Source organism: Arsenophonus apicola, assembly GCF_020268605.1.
Taxonomy (GTDB): domain Bacteria; phylum Pseudomonadota; class Gammaproteobacteria; order Enterobacterales; family Enterobacteriaceae; genus Arsenophonus; species Arsenophonus apicola.
In genome coordinates, this window is record NZ_CP084222.1 from 937078 (window position 1) to 958987 (window position 21910).

At 41.5% G+C, this 21910-nt stretch carries 27 protein-coding genes and 2 pseudogenes; 25 read left to right on the forward strand and 4 right to left on the reverse strand.

The annotated features are described in order from the left end of the window. Nucleotides 1–42 precede the first annotated feature (42 nt). Nucleotides 43–393, forward strand: coding sequence for a DUF5347 family protein (locus LDL57_RS04065; RefSeq protein ID WP_180560108.1), 351 nt, complete (start codon nt 43–45; stop codon nt 391–393). Between the two features lie 71 nt (nt 394–464). Next, a complete protein-coding gene (locus LDL57_RS04070; RefSeq protein WP_225507103.1) occupies nt 465–707 on the forward strand; it encodes a DUF2732 family protein in 243 nt (80 codons plus the stop codon). Nucleotides 708–713: 6 nt separating this feature from the next. Here the strand turns inward: LDL57_RS04070 and LDL57_RS04075 are convergent, their stop codons facing one another. Then, nucleotides 714–1295, reverse strand: coding sequence for a hypothetical protein (locus LDL57_RS04075; protein ID WP_180560107.1), 582 nt, complete (start codon nt 1293–1295; stop codon nt 714–716). Nucleotides 1296–1393: 98 nt separating this feature from the next. Between LDL57_RS04075 and LDL57_RS04080 the strand changes: the two genes are divergently transcribed. Next, nucleotides 1394–3406, forward strand: coding sequence for a replication endonuclease (locus tag LDL57_RS04080; protein ID WP_225507104.1), 2013 nt, complete (start codon nt 1394–1396; stop codon nt 3404–3406). Beyond that, nucleotides 3378–3521 carry a hypothetical protein gene (locus LDL57_RS04085; protein ID WP_225507106.1) on the forward strand — a complete coding sequence of 48 codons (144 nt, stop codon included), beginning with the start codon at nt 3378–3380 and terminating at the stop codon, nt 3519–3521. The genes LDL57_RS04080 and LDL57_RS04085 overlap by 29 nt, the downstream gene beginning before the upstream one ends. 511 nt (nt 3522–4032) lie before the next feature. Here the strand turns inward: LDL57_RS04085 and LDL57_RS04090 are convergent. From LDL57_RS04090 to LDL57_RS04100, 3 genes and pseudogenes are all read right to left on the reverse strand, one after another. Then, a pseudogene (locus LDL57_RS04090) lies at nt 4033–4332 on the reverse strand (Ogr/Delta-like zinc finger protein); the annotation flags it as partial. Beyond that, a complete protein-coding gene (locus LDL57_RS04095) occupies nt 4332–5363 on the reverse strand; it encodes a phage portal protein (RefSeq protein WP_375141948.1) in 1032 nt (343 codons plus the stop codon). The gene LDL57_RS04095 and the pseudogene LDL57_RS04090, both read right to left, overlap by 1 nt. Next, complete coding sequence (locus tag LDL57_RS04100; RefSeq protein ID WP_225507108.1) at nt 5363–7150, reverse strand: terminase large subunit domain-containing protein; 1788 nt, start codon at nt 7148–7150, stop codon at nt 5363–5365. The genes LDL57_RS04095 and LDL57_RS04100 overlap by 1 nt, the downstream gene beginning before the upstream one ends. Before the next feature lie 164 nt (nt 7151–7314). Here LDL57_RS04100 and LDL57_RS04105 point away from each other — a divergent pair, with 164 nt between their 5' ends. From LDL57_RS04105 to LDL57_RS04200, 21 genes and pseudogenes are all read left to right on the forward strand, one after another. Next, nucleotides 7315–8160, forward strand: coding sequence for a GPO family capsid scaffolding protein (locus tag LDL57_RS04105; protein WP_225507111.1), 846 nt, complete (start codon nt 7315–7317; stop codon nt 8158–8160). Nucleotides 8161–8215: 55 nt separating this feature from the next. Then, on the forward strand, nt 8216–9241 hold the full coding sequence (locus LDL57_RS04110; RefSeq protein ID WP_225507113.1) for a phage major capsid protein, P2 family: 1026 nt from the start codon (nt 8216–8218) through the stop codon (nt 9239–9241). Continuing rightward, nucleotides 9241–9948, forward strand: a complete 708-nt coding sequence (gpM, locus tag LDL57_RS04115) for a phage terminase small subunit (protein WP_225507115.1) — start codon at nt 9241–9243, stop codon at nt 9946–9948. Before LDL57_RS04110 ends, gpM begins: the two co-directional genes overlap by 1 nt. A gap of 98 nt (nt 9949–10046) precedes the next feature. Further along, nucleotides 10047–10499: a head completion/stabilization protein gene (locus LDL57_RS04120; RefSeq protein WP_225506947.1), complete on the forward strand. Its 453-nt coding sequence runs from the start codon at nt 10047–10049 to the stop codon at nt 10497–10499. After that, the gene (locus LDL57_RS04125; RefSeq protein WP_225506945.1) at nt 10496–10969 is read left to right on the forward strand and encodes a phage tail protein; all 474 of its coding nucleotides are present in this window, start codon (nt 10496–10498) and stop codon (nt 10967–10969) included. Before LDL57_RS04120 ends, LDL57_RS04125 begins: the two co-directional genes overlap by 4 nt. Next, nucleotides 10966–11715, forward strand: a complete 750-nt coding sequence (locus tag LDL57_RS04130; RefSeq protein WP_225507467.1) for a hypothetical protein — start codon at nt 10966–10968, stop codon at nt 11713–11715. The genes LDL57_RS04125 and LDL57_RS04130 overlap by 4 nt, the downstream gene beginning before the upstream one ends. A 12-nt stretch (nt 11716–11727) precedes the next feature. After that, nucleotides 11728–12846 carry a DUF2586 domain-containing protein gene (locus LDL57_RS04135; protein ID WP_225506943.1) on the forward strand — a complete coding sequence of 373 codons (1119 nt, stop codon included), beginning with the start codon at nt 11728–11730 and terminating at the stop codon, nt 12844–12846. Next, nucleotides 12846–13301, forward strand: coding sequence for a DUF2597 family protein (locus LDL57_RS04140; RefSeq protein ID WP_225506942.1), 456 nt, complete (start codon nt 12846–12848; stop codon nt 13299–13301). The genes LDL57_RS04135 and LDL57_RS04140 overlap by 1 nt, the downstream gene beginning before the upstream one ends. A gap of 12 nt (nt 13302–13313) precedes the next feature. Next, nucleotides 13314–13608, forward strand: a pseudogene (locus LDL57_RS04145) (phage holin family protein). After that, nucleotides 13605–13760: a hypothetical protein gene (locus tag LDL57_RS17935; protein WP_310740157.1), complete on the forward strand. Its 156-nt coding sequence runs from the start codon at nt 13605–13607 to the stop codon at nt 13758–13760. Before LDL57_RS04145 ends, LDL57_RS17935 begins: the two are co-directional and overlap by 4 nt. Continuing rightward, nucleotides 13760–14020 (forward strand): hypothetical protein, encoded by a 261-nt coding sequence (locus LDL57_RS17940; protein ID WP_310740158.1) that lies wholly within the window; start codon nt 13760–13762, stop codon nt 14018–14020. Before LDL57_RS17935 ends, LDL57_RS17940 begins: the two co-directional genes overlap by 1 nt. Beyond that, a complete protein-coding gene (locus LDL57_RS04155) occupies nt 14017–14394 on the forward strand; it encodes a hypothetical protein (RefSeq protein WP_225506935.1) in 378 nt (125 codons plus the stop codon). The genes LDL57_RS17940 and LDL57_RS04155 overlap by 4 nt, the downstream gene beginning before the upstream one ends. A gap of 100 nt (nt 14395–14494) precedes the next feature. After that, on the forward strand, nt 14495–14758 hold the full coding sequence (locus LDL57_RS04165; protein WP_225506931.1) for a putative phage tail assembly chaperone: 264 nt from the start codon (nt 14495–14497) through the stop codon (nt 14756–14758). A 50-nt stretch (nt 14759–14808) separates the two neighbouring features. Further along, nucleotides 14809–14949 (forward strand): DUF6890 family protein, encoded by a 141-nt coding sequence (locus tag LDL57_RS18090; protein WP_375141957.1) that lies wholly within the window; start codon nt 14809–14811, stop codon nt 14947–14949. Continuing rightward, nucleotides 14946–15809: a phage tail tape measure protein gene (locus LDL57_RS04170; protein WP_225507117.1), complete on the forward strand. Its 864-nt coding sequence runs from the start codon at nt 14946–14948 to the stop codon at nt 15807–15809. Before LDL57_RS18090 ends, LDL57_RS04170 begins: the two co-directional genes overlap by 4 nt. A 32-nt stretch (nt 15810–15841) precedes the next feature. Next, nucleotides 15842–17041 (forward strand): phage tail family protein, encoded by a 1200-nt coding sequence (locus tag LDL57_RS04175; protein ID WP_225507119.1) that lies wholly within the window; start codon nt 15842–15844, stop codon nt 17039–17041. Further along, nucleotides 17034–17369 carry a DUF2590 family protein gene (locus LDL57_RS04180; protein ID WP_225506926.1) on the forward strand — a complete coding sequence of 112 codons (336 nt, stop codon included), beginning with the start codon at nt 17034–17036 and terminating at the stop codon, nt 17367–17369. Before LDL57_RS04175 ends, LDL57_RS04180 begins: the two co-directional genes overlap by 8 nt. Further along, on the forward strand, nt 17359–18549 hold the full coding sequence (locus LDL57_RS04185; protein ID WP_225507121.1) for a baseplate J/gp47 family protein: 1191 nt from the start codon (nt 17359–17361) through the stop codon (nt 18547–18549). The genes LDL57_RS04180 and LDL57_RS04185 overlap by 11 nt, the downstream gene beginning before the upstream one ends. Further along, nucleotides 18536–19153 (forward strand): phage tail protein, encoded by a 618-nt coding sequence (locus LDL57_RS04190; protein ID WP_225507123.1) that lies wholly within the window; start codon nt 18536–18538, stop codon nt 19151–19153. Before LDL57_RS04185 ends, LDL57_RS04190 begins: the two co-directional genes overlap by 14 nt. Before the next feature lie 13 nt (nt 19154–19166). Further along, entirely contained in the window at nt 19167–20828 is a 1662-nt protein-coding gene (locus tag LDL57_RS04195; protein WP_225507125.1) for a phage tail-collar fiber domain-containing protein, read from the forward strand. A gap of 10 nt (nt 20829–20838) precedes the next feature. After that, complete coding sequence (locus LDL57_RS04200; protein ID WP_225507127.1) at nt 20839–21258, forward strand: tail fiber assembly protein; 420 nt, start codon at nt 20839–20841, stop codon at nt 21256–21258. Nucleotides 21259–21910: the final 652 nt, after the last annotated feature.

A 21910-nucleotide genomic window follows, 5' to 3' on the forward strand; every position in this document is an offset into this window, starting at 1 on the left:
TTCGCCATAGGTTATTTAATTTCGAGAATATAGGTGATTTCGATGCAACATGATCCAGCATTATCAGAAACGCAGTACAACCCTATGCCTATTAAACAACGTGCTTACGGTTTACATAAAATTAATCAATTAAAAAATGAACTATTTGGTTCAGAAGATAAAGCACTTCAAGAGTTCATTGATAATATGCGTGATAAATTTAATGATGATGCCAGTAATAATAAAAAATTTTTAGGGATGATTTTATATTATGCAGGAATTAATAAAAATCGACATGATTGTAAATATGAAGAGTTTACAAAAGAAGAAATTAAATTAATTGTTAATGCGATTAATATAATTAAAAGTGGCGTCGCCATGTTTCCTAAAAAACTCCCTTCAATTTTTAAATAAATAATTCTAAATCAATTAAATGACGTTTGCGCGTCAGGGATATTTACATTTTAAATTTAGGAATGACATAAATGAATCTATCAGAACCAACATTTACCCCTGTATTAGATGCCGCTTCAACAGATGCATTTTTAATTAATGATTGTATTAACTGGAATCGTCAGGATGAACGCCAAGTTTGTAATGACCGTTATGCGTCACGCCTGCGTAAATTACAAAGGTATGTGCTGACTGAAAAACCTGATTATGTGGCTATCAGTCAGTTATTAGAAAGTGAAATTAATCACATTGAGAATATGAAAGGAACTATGTAATGAGTATTACTCTTTTCTCTGGGTATATTGAGGGTATACCCCGTTTTCCACTTTTGGCGTCAGTCCAGAATCAACCTGAGCAACCCAAGCAGGATAAATATCACCAGACACCAAAGACGCTAGAAACTCATTCATGCGTGAAGGCACAACAAAAACATCCGTTTTTACGGTCAAATGTCGGTTGTCTCCACTCTGAAAAAGCAAAATTGTCTTATAAGTTGTCCGAATCGCAAGGTGTAAGTCTGTCTCTAATTCTTCCAAAGAATCCCAAAACTCAGATTCAGATATACGGGGGTGGTTACGTCCATGAATCATACTTTCCAATCCGTGCTCAATTAGTTCTGTCCATTTTGCGTGCTCTATCCATTCGTTTGGAAAAATCGTGCGCAGGTGGTGCGCCAACGCATTTCGACAATCTTTTGATGGAAGCCAACGCCTTTCTATATGGTTTCGAGTGGCGCGCTGAAAAATGCCGCAAACCTCGTACAACTCGCCATTTGATAAGAGCCTTACTTCGTTTGGAGGAACGCTTACAGAAGACAAAAACTTGATGTTGTCTTCGTACCAATTGTTAGCGGGTTTATTCATCGAACGCCTCGTAGCTAAAAACAAATAGCGGCATAGCCAATAACATGCCGCTGAATTTATTAAAAAACACCCCAGTTTTTCTTTTTCATGAGGTTTTAATGACTATAGTTTCAAGCAACACAGTTAATCAAACCTTATATTACAAGCCAAGTCAGCCTATTGAAAGGCCGTTTCCAACTTATCCTGAACTTCATGAAAAAGAAAAAAGAGCCAAAGCATTAGCAAATGCGCAAACGTTACTTTCAGAACAACCTAAAATTGTTCAAATTACCGTTAATAAACGCTTTGATACGTTATTAAAAGAACAGGGTCGTGAGCGTGCGAATGCTTATCTTGCTAAAAATTTTTGTGAACGGATATATCCAAGAATAGAACTTGTCACTAATCGTTATTGTGTAAGGAAAAAGAATGCAGAAACTTATCGATTTTTCAGTCGATTCAATCTGATACCCGATATGTCCCGAAAATCACTAGAATCATTGGCGTTTGATCTGTCGGGTTTTGTGTTTTTGGCACTCACTAATATCAGTAAAAACCGAACCGAAGAAAGCGATTTGAAAATAGCCTATCTTCTTTATCTTGAAGCCGCGACAATCACACGCGCATACCGTCAAGATCCCCCTCGCGCAGCTAAATTATTAAAACAATGTTTTAACGAAAAAGAGGCTTTTATCGCTATTGCGCAAATGACGTCTGAAAAATGGTGGTTAGGCCGTTTGCGTAAACATGCGGCAAAGTGGCGAGAACATTTACAAATTGCGCTAACAAACGTCAGCAAGCGTACCAGCATTTATGCAAGCGCGATGACGAAGAGTGAGTGGAAAGAACAGAAACGGCGGACCCGTGAATTTTTAAAATCCATGGAATTAGAGGACGAGGAAGGTAATCGCTTTAGTTTGATTGATAAATACTATGGCAGCGTAGCAAATCCTGCCATTCGTCGTACTGAAATGATGGTACGAATTCGTGGTTTTGAAAATATCTGCAATGAACTCGGTTATATCGCTGAATTCTATACACTGACCGCCCCTTCAAAATATCATGCAACAACGATCCATGGTCATCGCAATAGAAAATGGAACGGTAGTAGCCCTGCGGATACTCAACGCTATTTAAGTCAAGTATGGAGTAAAATAAGAGCGAAATTGCATCGTAAGGATTTACGGATCTTTGGTATTCGCGTAGCAGAGCCCCATCATGATGCAACACCCCATTGGCACATGCTCCTTTTTATGTTGCCTGAACAAGCGGATAGTATCCGTGAAATTCTCAGAGAATATGCATTCCAAGAAGATGAAAGCGAGCTTTCTACCCTTAAAGCGAGGAAAGCACGTTTCCATGCTGAGGCCATTGATCCCGATAAAGGTTCAGCAACCGGTTATGTTGCTAAATACATTTCTAAAAATGTCGATGGTTACGCATTAGACGGCGAGCTTGACGATGAAAGTGGACGCCCTATGAAAGAAGCGGCAATGGCTGCCGCTGCATGGGCTGGTCGCTGGCGAATACGTCAGTTTCAATTTATTGGTGGCGCACCTGTTACCGTTTATCGTGAATTACGCAAGATGGCCGATCATGATACTGCGGTGGGGCTAGATGTGGAATTTGCCGCTGTACATGATGCTGCTGATTCAGGCGATTGGGCGGGTTATATCAACGCACAAGGTGGTCCGTTTGTGCGTCGTGACGATCTTATTGCTCGTTTATGGTATCAAGAAAGCGAAGAAACCAACGCTTACGGTGAGGAAATCATACGGGTAAAAGGTGTGTTTTCGTCTTTAGTGGGTTCTGATAGCCCCATTATCACCCGACTCAAAAGCTGGAAGATTGTTAAGAAGTTAGACGAAGCGATAGCGGAGTCTGCTTTTAGTGATGCGAATGCATCACCTAGGAGTTCTGTCAATAACTGTACGGGGGTTCTAAGTAAAGTTAAAGATAAAAAATATGCTGTGACGGAAATTGTGAGAAAAGCGAAGGAAATTGGCATCATTTTAGACCCAGAAAAGGACAAATTTATGATCCATGCAGTCGCCAGAGGGGCAATTTGTACTGGAAATGGTCAGCGAGTGAGGTTTCATGCGAATGGCCACATTCAAAAAAATAGTTATTAAATCAGATAAACAGCTAAAAATCCGCGAGAAATTAACTAATGCAATGGCTCGTATCCAACAACGGATCGAAGAAAATGGCAAAAACAACATCAGAGTGCATAGCAGAGCAACGTAAAAAGCAAAAAAGATAATGTTGAAAAATAATTGCGCTGATCCGCAGACCATCGCGATAGCCTTACGAAATGAATGAGTATATTCAGCTTGTTGGCTAACAAAAGGTTAGCTTGAATTGAGGTTAGATAATTTTGTCTAGACGTGTCACAAAACAGATAGTTTATTAATAAATTATATGAAATTGTAATTAGCACAAATTTTTATTAATTTCTGTAATATAGTGTTTTCTAATGACTTTATTTATGTATACTGTATATATGTACAGTATAAAAATGGGAATTTGAGTATGAGCGATTTTTTTTCAGAGTCAGTCGTGTTTGAGCGTATTAGTGTTATTGCAAAACTGGCGAGTTTAGAGTGTTGCAACCATTATGAGCGTCAAGTTGTACTCATACTGATTACCGAGCTTGCGGACAATGCAAGAGAAAAAATAGTCAAAAAGAACAACCAAAATTTAGACGGCTTTGTAGCCGTCCTGAATCAAGCATAAAACAATCATGCAGTTTTGATGTTAATAAGTCCAGCGCCAACTGGCGCTGTTTAGTATTAAAATTCTCAATCATTGATTGAATCAAGTCATTAGAATGGGCGCTAGGGCTTATCGTGTGGCTAAATGTCAGATTTAAAACAAAAGTGTGACCACATTCAACATCATTACAAGCGCAGTAAAGGTCTGAAATTTCACGATGTTTACGATTTGATTTGCGAATTGTCGCACGTTGTCCGCAAATGGGGCAGAATATTTTTAATACTCTCACGTTCCAGACCTCCGATTGATAATAACGACTTAATTTTACCTTATTTTTAGACATTATTCATTTTCCTTGGTGATATTTTGACGAAAAATTAATTTAAGTGATTCATTCCTACCGACTTCATTATTTATGGCATTCATGAATAGATTTTGAACAGGGATTACTTCATCTTGTCGATAGGCTTCCCTTGCTTTTAATGGGTCACCTAAACCGCCAGAGCCTAAGCCGGGAATGATGCCAGCAAGCCCAGCAGGGAAACGATGTGCATTTAAAACGTCTTGTGCGCTGATACTTTTTACATTGCTAAATTCATCGTTTGCTGAAATATCACCAACGGGAATAAATTTAATGCCATCAGGGTCACCATTTGGCACACTAACAAACATCGTTTCAAAATTGCCGATTCCCTTACTTTGGCTGAGTTTTTGAATAATTTGTTCTTCAACTTCATCAGTCATGTTTGGGTCATTGCAATAAATCATACCGCCTGTATGTGCACCGTTGTGGTAATAACGACGACGAAATATGGTTGCTTCACTGTTTAGTAATGCCGCATGAATACCGCCGATGTAATCCGGTAAACCGTAGACTTGCTGTTGTGGGTCATACATTTTGATGTAAATAATATCGTCAGGCTTATAAGCCAGCGGCTCACCTTCTTGTAAAATGACAAAATCCCCATCTTTGCGGCGTCGCAAGTAAAGTGAGGGTAAAACCGCTAATCCGATTATCTCCCCCCAACCGTTACGCACTTTTAAAATTGCCACATCACCGAACAGAAAATAATTAAAAACGGCCGCTTTTAATTGCTCATGAGTTAGGCCACCGCCGATATAGTCACTCGTCACCATATTATGACGAGCGTAAAGCACACCGCCATGCTGTCCATTTAAATTAACGAGCTGTGCGAGTGCTTCACGGTCAATCGGGGGTGTCCAGTGGTCAAACTCGTTGTCATACCAAATATTTTTATAGTCAGTATGCGTTGTTAGAATGGGCGTAGGCTTACCCAGTGTGATACTAAACCCTTTTGATGGTGCTTTTTTTGACTGCACCATTTGAGTATTTGAATTCCGTTTCTTTTTCATTATGCCGCCTTCGATAAAATATATTTAGATTTGCGCTTTTTATCCGTATTAAGCGGCTCTTTGATCACGGCGTGAGACGTTGCCCAAAAAACGTCAGCGTGGCCTGTTTCCTGTGTTCTATCGGCAACGAAAGTCATTGCGCCCCCTTTGCCCGTCATGGTGTGTCTGATACATAAAAATGACGCAGGGATTTCTTTCTGATCCCTATCCCACTCGATACGTTGCTCATCAACGATATCTATCATTTTCATGACAAGTTGTGTTTTCATTTGTAAGCTGTAAAGAATAGGTTGTGTGATCCGTGGTGCAAAATCTTGTACCATTTCATACACAGATTGACCTATCCCTGTTGTATCGATACCGATATGAGTAAAGCGATATTTCTTTGTTAAATCTTCAATTAGTTTGGCTTGGTGTCGCCAGCTAAAGCCCTGCCAGTAAAATGTCGCTAATACTCTGAAAACTTCCGGTGCCATTATCGGTGGCGCTACAATCACAAATGTTGAGGTATCGCCAGAGCGAGCGGGGTCATAGCCGCCCCACACTTCGCGGTTACCGAATGGGCGCGGTTCTTTTGGCTTGTGGTCCTCCCATAAATTAATATCTACACCGCATTTTTCGAGTTGATCATATTTAAAAACGGATGCGCCACTGTCGATAAAGACACACATATACAACATGTTAAAGGTGTCAGTGTTATAGCGCTGGCGTAATTTATCAATCGATGCTAAGTTAAAGCCGCCTTTAATTGCATCTTCAAGGGTAATAACATAGCGCCATTGACCATCAGGGCAATCACGACCACCGTCGCGCATTTCATCTTCACTTGGAAACTCAACTTTTTTACGCTTTGGATCATTGCCGCGCCATTCATCACCCATCCAAAATTTATAACCTGCATGCGTTTTAGAACTCGGTGTTGATAAATATGTAGTACGCCATTTGTCGTGTGTCGCCATCGCTGATGCAACGTCATTTAAGCGTTTGAAATCAGGCACCCACAAGTATTCATCACAGTACAAATGACCACTGTAAGATTGAGCCGTATTTTTATTGGTAGAAAGAAAGCGTAACTCTGCACCATTACTTAATCGGATGGGGTTACCTGTTAATGTCACACCAAAAAACTTCTCGGCAATATTGACAATATAAGACCGAAAAACTTCGGCCTGTGGGCGTGATGCAGATAGAAAGATTTGCGGATCACCCGTTAAACAGGCATTTTCAAACGCTTCAAAAGCAAAGTACCATGTCGCCCCGATTTGACGACTTTTTAGAATGTTACGGATCGCTTTTGTAATGTTAATGCGCAGATGTTTTTGATAACCAAATAGCATTTCATCAGCGAATTTCTGAAAATCTTCCTCAGTAATACCGGATATATCGTTTTTCCTGTACCGCTTTTTCTTTTTAGGTTTATCGTCACTATCCAACAAATAATCGCCACGCCCTTGCATTTCATCCGATTGTGCTTTGAGTGCAACTATTTTTTCCGTGTGCTTATTGGCTTGCGCCATTAATTTAACGTGATGGGCAATAAGGCGATCGAGTTCGTCTTGTTCTAACTCTGTCTTTTTATCACGGCCTGTTAAAAGCACAATTCGACGATTAATTGCCTCAATAACCGTTTCATGACTGAGCATGGCTGCCCAGTCCCATTTTTGTGCCCAATAGTAAACGATCCGTCGATTGGGCAAGCCTAATTCGTCCGCAATTTCAGCAGGCGTGTAATGTCGTAAATACAGGGATTTAGCGACTTGTATTTTTGCATCGTTATATTTAGCCATAATGCAAACATTGTGCCTCGACCTTTAATCGCTGGCATCAAGATGCTTTCGGCAAAGGATTTATAACCGAATTGAACGGGTCGCCAGTGAAAGAAATGTGGGCGATACTAAAAACCTAACGAAATGGAAGCAAATTTACCCATGGATGGGAGCAACATGTAAATATGTCTCAATTAATGACAAATTGGATTTGCATCGCGACTGAGGGTGACACGGTTGACGGTCGAAAAATTGAGGCTTCATGGATAGCGGAAGCCGCTGAACTTTACGATGCGAATGTATATACCGCCTGTATTTGGCCTGAGCATGAGCGCTATTTTGGTTCAATGGGTGAGGTATTAGCCGTTAAGGCTGAGAGAGATAAAGATGGGGTATTAAGGTTATATGCTCAATTGTGCCCAAATCACCATCTATTACAAGCCAATCGCGACGGGCAACTTCTATTTACCTCTGCAGAGTTTACACCTGATGGTAACTTTAGAGGCACAGGCAAAACGTATTTAGAGGGGCTTGGTGTTACCTGTTCTCCCGCAAGTATTGGAACAACACGATTACGCTTTAAATCAGGAAAAAACCAATATCGATACGGCTCACTGAAACCGCTTGTTATCGATGAAGTTAAACAGTTTAAGGACAAAATAAAAATGGCTAAAGAGAAAAAAAGCGGTTGGAAAAGTTTTTTCAATATTGAAGATTCAAACGATGGTGGTTCATCTTCTACCGATGAAATCACACTGGAAAATATTAAAGAAGCAATTCAGGATCTCCACACACGATTGATTGCAATTGAACAGCGCCTTTCTACAACAGAAACCGATGTTGAAGAAGTTCAAGAAGACATTGAAGTCGTCAAAGACGTTGTTGATACCGCAGAATTCAAGCAGTTAACAGACAATATTTCAAATATTGTTAGAAATTTCAGTAAACTAGACTCTAAGGTAACGAGGTTACCCAGCAAAAACCCGCGCGGTGATAAAAATAAAGAAAAACGTTTCAATCACTTAGTTTAATGCTGCTTAATTAAACTAAAAATTTGAAATTGGAAAAATTAGGAGAGGGATTTCCATGTTATTAAACCAAAAAGCGCGTGAGTTTCTACATAATTATGCAATTGCGTTAGCTAGCGAAGTTGGCGTTGATGATGTATCGCGTTATTTTGCAATTACTGACCCAAAAGAAACACAATTGCGCGATGCGTTGTTAGAGTCAGTTGATTTTCTTAGCATGATCAACGTGCAATACGTCGACCAGCTGCAAGGCCAAGTAGTGACCACAGGTAACCCCGGTATTTACACAGGGCGTCGTAAATCTGGTCGTTTCTCACGTAACTTAGATGTTGATGGTAATACTTATCAACTTTATGAAACAGATTCGTGCGCTGCGCTAACATGGCATTTATTGTCTGTTTGGGCTAACTCAGGTAGTGAAGATGAGTTTTTCCAAAAAATGCAAGGTTTTACACTGAAATCCTTTGCATTAGATCAATTACGTATTGGTTTTAATGGAACACATGTTGCCGATGATACGGATCCGAAAAAATATCCAAACGGTGAGGATGTTAATATCGGTTGGCATGCTATCGCTAAGAAATGGGATGGTGGTAAACAAGTTATCACAACACCTATTACATTAGATGAAAAAGGTGATTTTAAATCGTTGGATGCAATGGCACAGGATATTGTCAATAGCTGCATTCCAGCAGAGTTTCGCAATGACCCGCGTTTGGTAGTACTTGTCGGGGCTGATTTGGTCGCGGCAGAACAATATCGCTTATACCAAGCGGCAGACCGTCCAACAGAGAAGATTGCGGCACAAATGCTAGGTTCAACCATTGCAGGTCGTACAGCCATTATTCCGCCATTTATGCCGGGTAAACGTATGGTAGTTACACCATTAGCTAACTTGCATCTGTACACGCAAAGTGGTACCGGTCAGCGTAAGGCTGAATTTGTTGAAGACCGCAAGCAATTTGAAAATAAATATCTGCGTAATGAAGGGTATGCGCTTGAATATCCGCAGTTGTACGGTGCTTATGATGAAAGTGCGGTAACCATTGGTAAATTAGAAGAACCCAAGGAAACCGTAGAGTAATGCTATCACCCGCACAGCGCCACCGCCAAGCTGTAGAGCTACGCCAAAAGCTAGAACGGCAAGAAGCCGTCACTATCTTCGATGGTGGCAGTATGCACTTACAAGCGAGGGCGATTGAGCGGGATGTCAAAAGACTGCGTGAGCAACCGACAACAGCAGACAGAATAGAGATGAAAAAGCAGGAGTTACTCCCCGCTTATCTTCCCACCGCTGAACGTTATTTGTCCGAGGGCGAAGTGTATCGAAACCCGATTTTTGCTTACTGCACAATTTGGCTATTTGATGTGGGGGCGTTCGATAAAGGATTGGACTGGGCGGATATCGCTATAGAGCAAGGACAGCTCACCCCTGACAATTTCCGCAGTAATTTTCCGGCCTTTGTCGCTGATACCATATTAGCGTGGGCACACTTAGAAAATGAAACGGGGAACAGTATCGAACCTTATTTTTCACGCACATTTAAAAATGTCACTGAAAAGTGGAAGGTGCATGAAAAAATCAGGGCAAAATACTACAAATTTGCAGCATTGAATTTGCTAAGAAGCAATATCAATGAAAATGCGAAAGCCAGTGCCATTGATTGTGTTGATACATTGGAACAAGCCGCATCATACATGCAAAAAGCACGACAGCTTAATCCTAAAGTGGGTGTTAATACGCACTTAAAACGAATAGCTATGCGCATTCGAGCATTAACCGCCGAATAAAAACGACTACCGCAAGCCAAACGGGCGCGGTGGAGGCAAAGCAAATTGATTGCGATTGACCATGGAAACCGGACAGCCCGTTTTTTACAAGGAGTGTTATGTTTAACGGCAACGACTTAAATTATCAGGATAATCCGATTATTAATGATGGTTTTTGGCCTGATTTGAATTTGGAAGATTTTCAAAAACAACGGCAGGTGCCCTTGGATTTAGATGTCGATTTGCTAACGGACTCACTATTAGCCAGTGCTGCCGAGATTAATTTATCGCTGGCGTCATTGAAATCGCAGTTAATGGTAATGGGGTATAAAACAGCTAATGACGTGCCAGGTGTAAAAGCCAATGGACAAAATGCGCTTTCTGCACAGTATAAAAAAGCGGTCTATGCTCGAGCCAAAGCGGATTTAATCGGCGAATACACTTCAATTGTGAGCCGAGCACCTAATCAACAGCAAGAAAGCCCCGAAGTCCGCATTAGATTACTCGCAGAAGCCGCCTTTGTTATTCGTAATATGAAAGGCTTAAAACGTGTAACGGTAGCAATGATATGAGTAAATTACAACGTCTCACCCAATTTTTAAAAACCAATTTGCCGGACCGCGTCTGTAAGGTCGAGTTTAGCAGCGAAATGGATGAAATACAGTTCATTCCGGCTCACAAAGATTTAGGCTTAGAACAGTATCAAATGATGATACAGCAATATATTGCAATAATTGCGTGGGGACGATTCCCATATCGTGAGCTTGATCCACGTTATATACCCCTTTTGATTGATGCGTGGTTTGCAAAGCAAGATAACGAATTAGGCGATAGTAATATTGCACAAGAGCCACCCAGTATGGCTATTGACATAGATGGGGAGCATGCAGAAATTATCGTTTCTTTGTCGATTTCTGAACCAATAGTAATGAAGGAAGACCAAAAAGGAATCGTCCCGTTTGATGGTAAGCGCTGGTCTTTAACTAAAACTGATTTGTGGCTAGCTGAACAGGCGGAAATTTATAGTGAGATAGAAACATAATGATTAATGGTCAACTCAATGATGAACAACTAAAAAAACTTAAAAAATTATTGAAAGACCTTGAATTTCCCCCTGCAAAAAAACAAAGGTTATTGTGGCGACTGGGAAAAATGGGCGTTATCGCATCGTCAAAGAGGTATGCAAAACAACAACAATCTCCTGACGGTAAAAAATGGGCTGCAAGGCAATCTCCATGGCGAGTAAAAATGCTCAGGAAATTACCGACACACCTTCACATTAAAGAAATGCCTGCTATCAGCGCAATAAAAATTTATATGCAAGGGGGTGGCTATAGAAATGGTAAAAAACCCGTGCCAGCAGGTGTTGTTGGTTATGCTCAGCAAAATGGTATGGATGTCACGATTTCAAGTAATAGTTATAAAAAAAATAAAAAAAAGACTGAGCTTGAAGACAAAAACAAGTCTGACAAAGATGTGCCCAAAAAAGCGGTAAAAATGGCTACAGACAAACAAGCTAGACGATTAAGAGCGCTTGGATATAAAGTTAGCGCAGGCAAAAAACTAAAAACAATTTCCGCTAAGAAAATTGCCGCCACAATGACATATAAACAAGCGGGGGTCATTATAAGGAAAATGAAAAACCAAAAAACAAAAAAATCGTGGCGTGTAAAAGTTCCTGCAAGACCATTTCTAGGCATTAATGATGCGGATTTTAATAAAACCTTAGCAAGGCAGTTACAAGGAATAGGCTTTGGCTGGGATGTCAAAGCGCAAGATATCAAATAAAAGGACTTAACTATGTGGCCTAATGTTCGGGTTAATCAAGTCAATCAGTTACAAGGCGAATCCAAAGAAATTGAACGTGTTTTGCTGTTTGTGGGCAAAGGGAAAAACCATATTGGTGAAACCTTAGCTATTAATACTCAAACGGATTTAGACACGTTATTGGGAGCAGAAAATAGCCCTTTAAAGTCGAATATCAAGGCAGCAATGGCGAATGCGGGGCAGAACTGGTTTGGTTATGTTCATATTCTTCCCGCAAATGCCACTGACACCGATTTTGTCGATGGTGTGCTCAAAGCACAGTTAATCGCCAGTGTAGAGGGTTATGTTTACATTGGGGAAACTACCAAAAAAACCATCAAGGCCGCGCAAACACTCAGAGCAACGTTACTGGCTAAATATGGACGTTGGGTGTGGGCGCTATTGTCTGTTGCAGGGTTACAAGATAAAGAAACATGGCAAACAGCATTGACCCGTTTATGTGATCTGCAAAAAACCGAAACCGAATCGTCTATTCAACTCGTGCCGATCATTTGGGGGCATGAGGCAGGAGTATTAGCGGGTCGTTTATGTAACCGTGCGGTAACTATCGCCGATAGTCCGGCGCGAGTGAAAACAGGCGCGTTAATTGATTTAGGTAGAGTTGATTTACCCAAAGACAGTAAAGGTGTCGAAATTGATTTGGCCACGCTTCAAGCGCTGGAAAAACTGCGTTATAGCGTGCCGATGTGGTACTCAGATTATGACGGTATGTATTGGTCAGATGGGCGAACGTTAGATGTTGAGGGAGGCGATTATCAATCTATCGAAAGTCTACGCATCGTCGATAAAGTCGCGCGTCGTGTACGTTTGCAAGCCATCGCAAAAATTGCAGATCGTAGCTTAAACAGCACGCCAAACAGCATTGAAAGTCATAAGTCCTATTTCTCACGTACCCTACGTGAAATGTCACGCAGTGCAGAAATTAACGGTGTCACGTTCCCCGGCGAATGTCTGCCACCGCGTGATGATGATGTCGTCATTGTGTGGAAAACCAAAAAAACAGTGGAAATTTATATTACTGTGCGTACCTATGAATGTCCGAAAGGGATTACCGTCAGCATCTTACTGGATGCCAGCTTGGAGGCGAATTAATGAGCCAGCGTTTATCGGGTCAAAGTTTTGACGTTAATATCGACGGTGATTTAATTCACGTCGAAAAAATAAATTTATCTATTACGGATAATTCAGCAGCAGCTCAAACGCGCGGCATGCCTGACGGTTTTATCTCGGGTGATGTGAGCGCAGAGGGTGAGCTAGAACTAACCGCAAAATATTTTGCGATTATTACCGCAAAAGCACGGGCGGCGGGGTCATGGCGTGGTATTAAACCGCAAGACTTTCTTTGGTATGCCAAGGCTGGCAATGAAGAAATGAAAGTGGAAGCGTTTGGTTGCAAATTAATTGTCAGTGATATTTTAGATATTGATCCGAAAGGTGGTGCGGTCACTACCCATAAAATCAAATTCTTGGTCACTAGCCCTGACTTTGTGCGCATCAATGGGATTTCCTATTTAGAATCAGAATTGACGCAATCCCTTATTGGATAAGGAAAACTGTTCATGGAAGAGCACGAAAAGACATTCATTGCGCTATTTTTTTATCGGTATATTTATTGCGATTGGTAAAATCTTAACCAGTGAAGAGCAAATTACTACCCGCCTGTTTTTTGGTCGGGTCATTTTGGGGTCGGCAGTTTCAATGTTAGCAGGCGCAGTTTTAATTTGGATACCGGATATTTCACCGCTTGCGATTACTGGCCTTGGGTCAGCATTTGGCATCGTTGGTTATCAATTAATTGAACTGTGGTTAAAAAAACGTGGAAGCGCACTATTAAAAGGAAAATTTAAACAATGAATGTGAAAGCAGCGCGAGGAATTCGAAATAATAATCCCGGTAATATTGATTACAATCCTGTAAATAAATGGCAAGGACAATTGCCCGTAGATAAAAGTATTGAATCACGTTTTGTCGTTTTGTTAGTCCTGAATATGGTATTCGAGCTTTAATGAAATTGCTTCAAAATTATAATCTTTCCGGTTTCAATACCATTGAAAAGATGATTAATCGATGGGCACCGCCCGTTGAAAATAAAACGCATAGTTATATTTATAGTGTAGCCAAAGCTCTAAATGTTAAACCAACAGATTGTGTAAACCCATTTGATAATAAAACTGTAATAGAGTTGGCAAAAGCGATCATCTTTCATGAAAACGGTCAACAGCCTTACGATGATGAGATTTTTGAAAAGGCATTTGCATTATTATGACTAAACAACTCGCACTGATAATGACTTTATTGCTCTGTGCCTTTGGTGCGGGTTGGAAGGTCAACGGGCTTTATCACGACAGCTTAGAACTGACCGCTCAAAAAGTGGCTGATAAGACCCGTCTTAACCTTGAAGAAATTTCTAGCCAATCAGGCCAACGGCTAGAAACAAAATTGGAGGGGATCGCCAATGCTGCCCCTAGAGAAATACGTACTGAGATTATTAAGCCTGTATTTACTAACATTTGTGTTAGTGATGAGTTTGTCAGCATGTACAACAAAACGCTCGACATTATCGGACGTGAATTATCAGGAAAACCTGCTAAAAAAATGCTCGACAGAAATCCCGAAGTTGACAGGAACAACAGGCTGTGATTTATCAATAGCGTTAATAGATTTAGCTTTTTATATGGCGAATGCGCCGCACGACATAATGTATTAACGGACGAAATTAAACAGAGAAAGGAATTGTCTCATGACTAAAAAAATTATCACTTTAACGATTAACGAAAAAGACATTAGCTTTGAGCCAAACATCACCGCGTATAACAGCATGATTAATGATATGGCCATGGATAATAAAGTCGCCCCCGTCACCACTTATCTAAAACGTATTGTTTGCCCTGAAAGCAAAGAATTATTGGATGAATTACTTGCCATTCCAAGTGCAGCAATGCAAATCGTTGAATCCGTTAACAAAGAATATGCGCCTAAACTGGAGATCAGCGTAAAAAACTAACCAACCGTGTCACTGCGATTGAAAATAATCCGCTGCAACAGTTTTTAATCCTGCGACAGCGGTATTTACCGCATGAACCAGACACGGAAGATAATATTGCCGCCGCGATTTGGCTAGATAATCGCTATTGGGAAAACCACAGAATATCTATCGCAAATGGCATAACAACCGCCTTTAAGGGGGATTCATGAGCGAATTAGATTTCACACTCAGTCTTATCGACAACATCACAAAACCCATTCGGCAGGTACAATCTGCCGTTTCTACTTTTGCCCGTGATAGCCAAGTCGCATTTGGCAAAATTGCCGTGGGCGGAGCAGGTCTTGCCGGGGCTTTTTGGTCTGTTAAAAGTATTCTTGACCCGGCCATTGAAATGAACGATGCCATGATGACTGCATCATTACAGGGTATTGATAGCGGTGTCATGGATAAAATATCAAAAGATGCCCTAAAATTTGCGGCGCAATACGGGAAATCGTCTATTGATTTTGTTCACTCCACAACCGCAATAAGCCGAGCGATAAACAATGTCACTCAGCAAGATTTGCCGCAACTCACTCGTATTACCAACACGACTGCCGCCGCACTCAAAAGCACACCGGAGGAAGCATCCCAATACATGGGGCAAATGTTCAATCAATTTGAACGTTACGCGAACCAAGTGGGTCAAGTGCAATTTGCGGAAGAATTTGCGGGAAAAGCCGTGACTATGTCGAAAGCCTTTGGCGTGTCCATGGCAGACATTACCGGACTCATGGAAGGCGCAAAAAATGCAGGGACACAATTTGGTGTCGGCATTGATGAACAGTTGGCTGTACTTGGGGAGCTACAAAGAACCCTTGGCGGCGAGTCATCCAGTGCTTATGAAGCCTTTATGAAAACGGCGGCTGATGGTGCTAGAAATTTAGGACTATCGTTTGTCAATGCTTCTGGCCAAATGCTCTCAATGCCTGAAATGTTGGATAAATTACAAACCAAATATGGCGCAAGTATTGAGGGCAATTTAAAAGCCCAAAAGAAATTGAAGCCGCCTTTGGTGATTCAGCGGTAGTCGTTAAACGGCTTTATGGTAATGTCGATATTTTGCGTAAAAATATCGGTTTCTTGGGTGCGAGTGATGGTATGAAACGCACGACGGAACAAGCGGAAAAGTTAGCCAACCCTTGGGAACGGCTTATGTCAATTTGGCAATCCATCCGCATTGCTATCGGCATGACGCTATTACCTGTCATTACACCGCTAATCAATAAATTGGCGGAGGGCACTCAAACCCTTGTGCGTTGGTTTACCTTGTTCCCCAATATTGCGCGATGGGTCGGATATCTTACGATGGGAATGCTCGCTTTTGCAGCGGCTGGCGCATCTGCCAATATCGTGATGGGGGTTTCAAAGTTCATTATGACGGGCTTACTGCCTTTGCTTAACTTAATAAAGTTTGCGGCATTGGGTGCTGCAACAGGATTTACAGCTATCTCGTGGCCTATCCTTGCCATTATTGCTGTTATAGCAGCATTAACCGTGGCTGTTGTGCAATTCTGGCAACCCATTAAAGCCTTTATTGCTGGGTTTATTGAGGGCTTTCGTAAAGCATTTGGCGTACTGCCCCCTATTTCTGATGCATTTGTTGAAATCAGTGGCGCAATAAAGTTGATATGGGATGGGATTAAGTACGTCTTCTCTTTGTTCACTCGGTTACTTAAACCCATTCAATACACCTCAGATGAACTAAAAGGCGTCACAGAAGCGGGCAGTTCGTTTGGTTTTATCGTGGCGAGTGCAATTAAAGTGATCCTCCTTCCTTTTTCGTTGGTTTTTGATGCCTTTAGGCAATTAAGTAACATGATGTTCGAAGTGGGTAATTATATTTATGAAAATTGGAATTCTATTTGTGATTTCTTCAGTAATTCCCCTATAGATACTGTATTTGCAGCGATGGGAGACAACATTAAAGCCATTTTTTCAGGTGTTTGGCAATCAATAACCGATACTTTTTCAGGGATATGGAACAGCATTGTTGAAAAACTCAATTACTTGCCGGGTATCAATATTGGAACCAAATTAACCGGAACCGTTGACGGTGCGCCAGCCACAGCCAGCGCGGCAGGTTTATTGATTGGTGGCCAACTAAAAGACGTCGAAAAAGGTGGCATTAGTCGGCAAATCAGCAATAACCGAACCCAATCGGTTGATAATAGCAAGCGATACGATACAGTAAATATCAATGTGACAAATGGAATGTCACCCTCGGATTTAGCGGAATGGACTGCGCTTGAAAATGGATAATTTACGCTACTTTGATTTATTAATTACTGACAGAAACTTTACGCTCAACTCCGGCAATGAGCCAAAGTTGTGTAATAACCGACAGTCAATCACACAAGATGTGGCGCACAGTATCATTGAAAGTGGGCTAGCAACACAATTAGTGGCAGAGCGAAGCCCAACCCTCCGCGCTGATATTCGTACGCAAATGGAGATCTTAGTCGAAAGTGACGAGCGATTAGTGCCCGGTACGATTGTAATAGATGAAGAAAGTACAAAACGACTTTGGGTGACGGCGGAAACCTATGATTTTGGCCGTATTAATTTGGGGGTAAATTATGAACTGTAAAAACATCCCTAACATTGATTATGAACAAGTCTTGCGCGATAGCGGAATGCCTGTTTCCGAAGATGAAATTAGCGACAAATTCGTGTCGCTTGTCCATGAAGAGGGGCTGATTACTAACACGTCGAATATGTCTCCATTTTGGCGTTTGATTAATACGATTGTGACTCGGCCTGTTCGTTGGCTGACCGAAGCATTAATTAATGTCACCTTGAAAAATATGTTTTTAGCCACTGCATCGGACAATTGGTTAGATATGTTCGCATGGGGCGTTAATTTAACTCGCAAACCTGCTACCGAAGCAAAAGGTGTGATCCGTTTTTATCGTGATGTGGGCGCGGGAACTATCATTGTTCCAGCGGGAACGGTTATTCAAACAGAGCGTATTAATGACATCATTTACAGTGTCAAAACCGTTGAAACCAAGGCGATTGATACTGATAGCGCATTAGTGCCGGTGATCGCTGAAAATGCCGGAGGGGCTTACAATCTTGCCCCAGGTTATTTCCGCATTTTACCCGTGTATATTTCAGGGATTGAGCGCGTACAAAACGAAGATAATTGGTTATTGGTGCCGGGAGCAGATGCAGAGAGTGACAACGATTTGCGTGATCGTTGCCGCAATCAGTACAACTTAGTCGGCAGCTATCACACTGACGCGGTTTATCGTGGCATGATTGCCAGTGTGGTGGGATTGAGTATTGACAGAATTTTCTTTTTGCATGATGCGCCGCGGGGTCCGGGTACCGCAAATGCCTATTTGCTCCTAGACAGTGGCGTAACAAGCCAGCCGTTTATTGATAAAGTGAATGATTACATCAACAAACAAGGCTATCATGGTCATGGTGACGATATGCAGTGCTTTCCGATGCAGGAAACGCAGCATGTTTTAACCGTAACACTATTTGTGCAGAGCGTGGAAAATTTCAGCGCGGAAGAACTGAAAAAATTAAAGCAAGATGCAGGCGATTTAGTGCGTTGTGCTTTTCGTGAAAACGCACTTTATGATGTTAAAAAGACATGGCCCTACTCCCGTTTTTCATTCTCAAATTTAGGACGCGAGCTGCATAAACAATTTATTGTGCTGGATTCTATCGTTTTTAGCATTCCCGATATTGTCAGTGATTTAAGCGTACCACGTTTAAAGTCGCTCACCGTTGAGGTGCAAAATGCCAGAATTTAAAACGCGATTAAAACGACTGCAATTGCCGTCGTGGATGAATAAAGGCGAGCCAGCAACGCTACTGCGAGCAACGAAACGTTTTTGGGAAATCATTCACGTTTGGATAACGTGGCCATTAGTGCAATTGGATGTAGAAACCTGCACTGAATCATTATTAAATTTGCTAGCTTATCAACGCGATATTCATCGATTTAATAATGAACCGTTGGATTTATACCGTAAGCGCGTAAAATACGCGTTTATCAATGCGAAAGATTCCGGCAGTGTCGCCGGATTTATTGAGATATTTAAACGCCTTGGCGTAGGCTATGTCGAAATTAACGAGCGACAACCGGATATTGACTGGGACGTCATTATCTTACGCGTTAGCGACGGACAAATAGCGAATAACCCAGATTTATTGTTAAACATCATCAGGCAATACGGGCGTACTTGTCGCCGTTATCGTTTTGAAGTGATGGCTGTACACTTAATAGCGATGCGCGTTGGTTTTGTTGAAGCTGAATATATTTGCTATTACGCCACATTACCTAATCAGCCGCTCTATATTCGAATTGGACAATTTTCAGCGTCGAGCCAAGTCTACGGCGCTTCATTAATGTAAGGGACTGCATTATATGGCATCAGTTATTACACTCGCTTTTGAAGGATGGAAAGCCCAAGAAGGCGCAAGCGGTAAACCCGTTTTACTTGATGAATTTGTGTTTGCGAATGTGTCGAACCTTGACCCATCAAAACCCATTGACCGCAACGAAAAGCTACCCCCTGAAAATCAAATTGTTCACCGTCAAGCAGTTAATAAAGCAGGATTGGTGAGTGAGAACGCCGTCGCATACAGCGTCACTTTAGGTGCAGAAGTCGGCGATTTTGATTTTAACTGGATTGGATTGCTCAATAAAGAGTCTGGTACAGTGGCCATGATCACCCATGCCCCTATACAGAAAAAATTGAAAACACAAAATGGTCAACAGGGTAACGTGTTGATCCGTTCATTCTTGCTTGAATTCAACGGTGCAGCCGAAGAAACGCAAATCAAAACCAGTGCGGAAACATGGCAAATTGATTTTACTGCGCGTTTGTCTGGCATTGATGAAATGCAGAGGCTTATTAATCATGATCACTATGGTGAAGCCGCTTTTTTTGACGATGGGTTTGAAGTCACCCGAAAGGATGAGCAATACACGGTTAGCAAAGGGTTAGCTTATATCAGTGGTCTTCGTGGCCAATTGGAAAAAAATCAAATACACAATGGTCTGCGTAACACGAATATTTATGCGGATTTTAGCTACCAAGGCAATATCGTTAGTCAGTGGAATACCGTGGTAAAAACGACTATCGCTACCTCGCTTGCTAATTATGTAGACGAAGCTGGATTTACACATTTTGTCTTTGCGATAGCCAGTATTGATGCTAACGGAAACGTAAAAGATTTACGTCCAAAAGGGTCGCTGAGTCATCAATCGATGATAGCGTTTGAAACGCAATTTAAATTGAATTTAACCAAAAAGGTCGATAAGACCAACATTTCAGGTGTCAAGGGCAATAATAATGACAAAGTGCCAAGTTTAAATTTATTCACAACCGAAGTGGACAAACTACAACAAAAAGGCGATTACGCCACAAATGGTACAGTAATTTCAAAGTTTGAAATAGCGAATAATAACGCTAACAGTCGGGTTCCTGATATGCGCAAAGTGAATGGAAAGCAACTAAACGCTGATATTTCCTTAAGTGCGAGTGATGTGGGGGCGTATACCAAAACCGAAACTGATAGTAGAGTCGCTGAGGCAAAAAAGACTGGCACAAATGCACAAACTACTGCGAATGCTGCGAATACGGCGGCGACAAATGCCAATAACAATGCCAACGGACGGGTCCCAAGTGGGCGAAAGGTCAACAATAAGCCACTCAGTACAGATATTAGTCTTTCTGCGGCTGATGTGGGGGCATATAGCAAGACAGAAATGGATGACAAACTCAAAATCATTAGTGGAAAAAATACTGCAAATAAATCCATTAGCGGTTGGTGGAAATGTGGCGATACGGGTGTCATTATTCAATGGGCACGCTATGGGAAAGGAAAAGGCGCGGGAACCTATAATTTTCCGTTACCTATGAAATTTCCGAACACAGGATTATTCTGTATTGGTTATGTGGCTACGGCTATAGCTTATGATAATGACCGCCAATCTCAATCTGCTCATTTAGTTAATGCCGCCACAGTTAGAGTTACTGTAGATAATGGACTTGAAACGCTAGTATTAGCGATAGGCTTTTAAAGGAAAAAATATGTATTATTACAGCGCAAAAGAGAATACCTTTTGTCCAGCACAGTTTAAACAAGATTATATTGATGCAGGGAGCTTTCCTGAAGATGCATGCGAAGTAAGCGAAGAGGTTTGGCTTGAATTTGCAGGCAATGCGCCACCTGATGGCAAAGAACGTATCGCAGGACAAAACGGACTGCCAGTTTGGGTTGATATACCACCTTTGACGCAAGATGAACGCATCGTAATGGCTGAAAAAGAGAAAGCCATTCTTATGAAAATTGCTTCAGAAGCCATATCTCCCTTACAAGATGCAGTTGACCTTGGCATAATCACAAATGAAGAGTTCGTCGTACTGCAAGAATGGAAAAAATATCGCGTATTATTAAACCGTGTTGATACTTCAACTGCATCGGATATCGAATGGCCAAAGAAACCGTAATTCTTCCAAAATGGTGTAAAAGCCTGATGAAAATGTCCCCTACCCTGTCGAGCATAACCTGTTCGATGGTGCAAGCTCACCCATTTGTGTATGGATTAGGACAGAAAACAGCAACTGGCAGCTATTTAAGCCCAACCAATGCAATCAACCACATTGCAAAAAAATTGGTAGGCGCAGCAGAGACCGAAATAGTCGTCATGATGATCTGTGCGAAAACACAAACCGAATTTATGACACTCTTACAGCAATTTTCGACGGTTTTCTCACTGCCTGTTTTTTCACAGGTTGAGCGTATGGCAAAAACAGCAGGATCACTGCAAGTCACTAAAATGAAGCTGCCAGCACCTCAATTCGGCGGCTTACCGAAACCGCAAACACTATCAACATCAAACAGCCGTGACACGATTAACGCTCAGTTGGTAGAGCAGGCAAAAAACAGTATAGGCAGTGCAAGCGGTATTGATGCCATGAAATCGACTATGTCTGGATTCAAGTCTGCGAGGGAAAATGCGCTTAAAAGTATTAGTGATAAATTGACTGATCTACTGGGTAGATCCGTGTTCATTTGGAGTTTTACAGGCAAAGGCACGGGCGATTATCTTGCTGAACACCTGCAAAAGAGATCCCAGAGCAGGACGCCATTTTTACACTT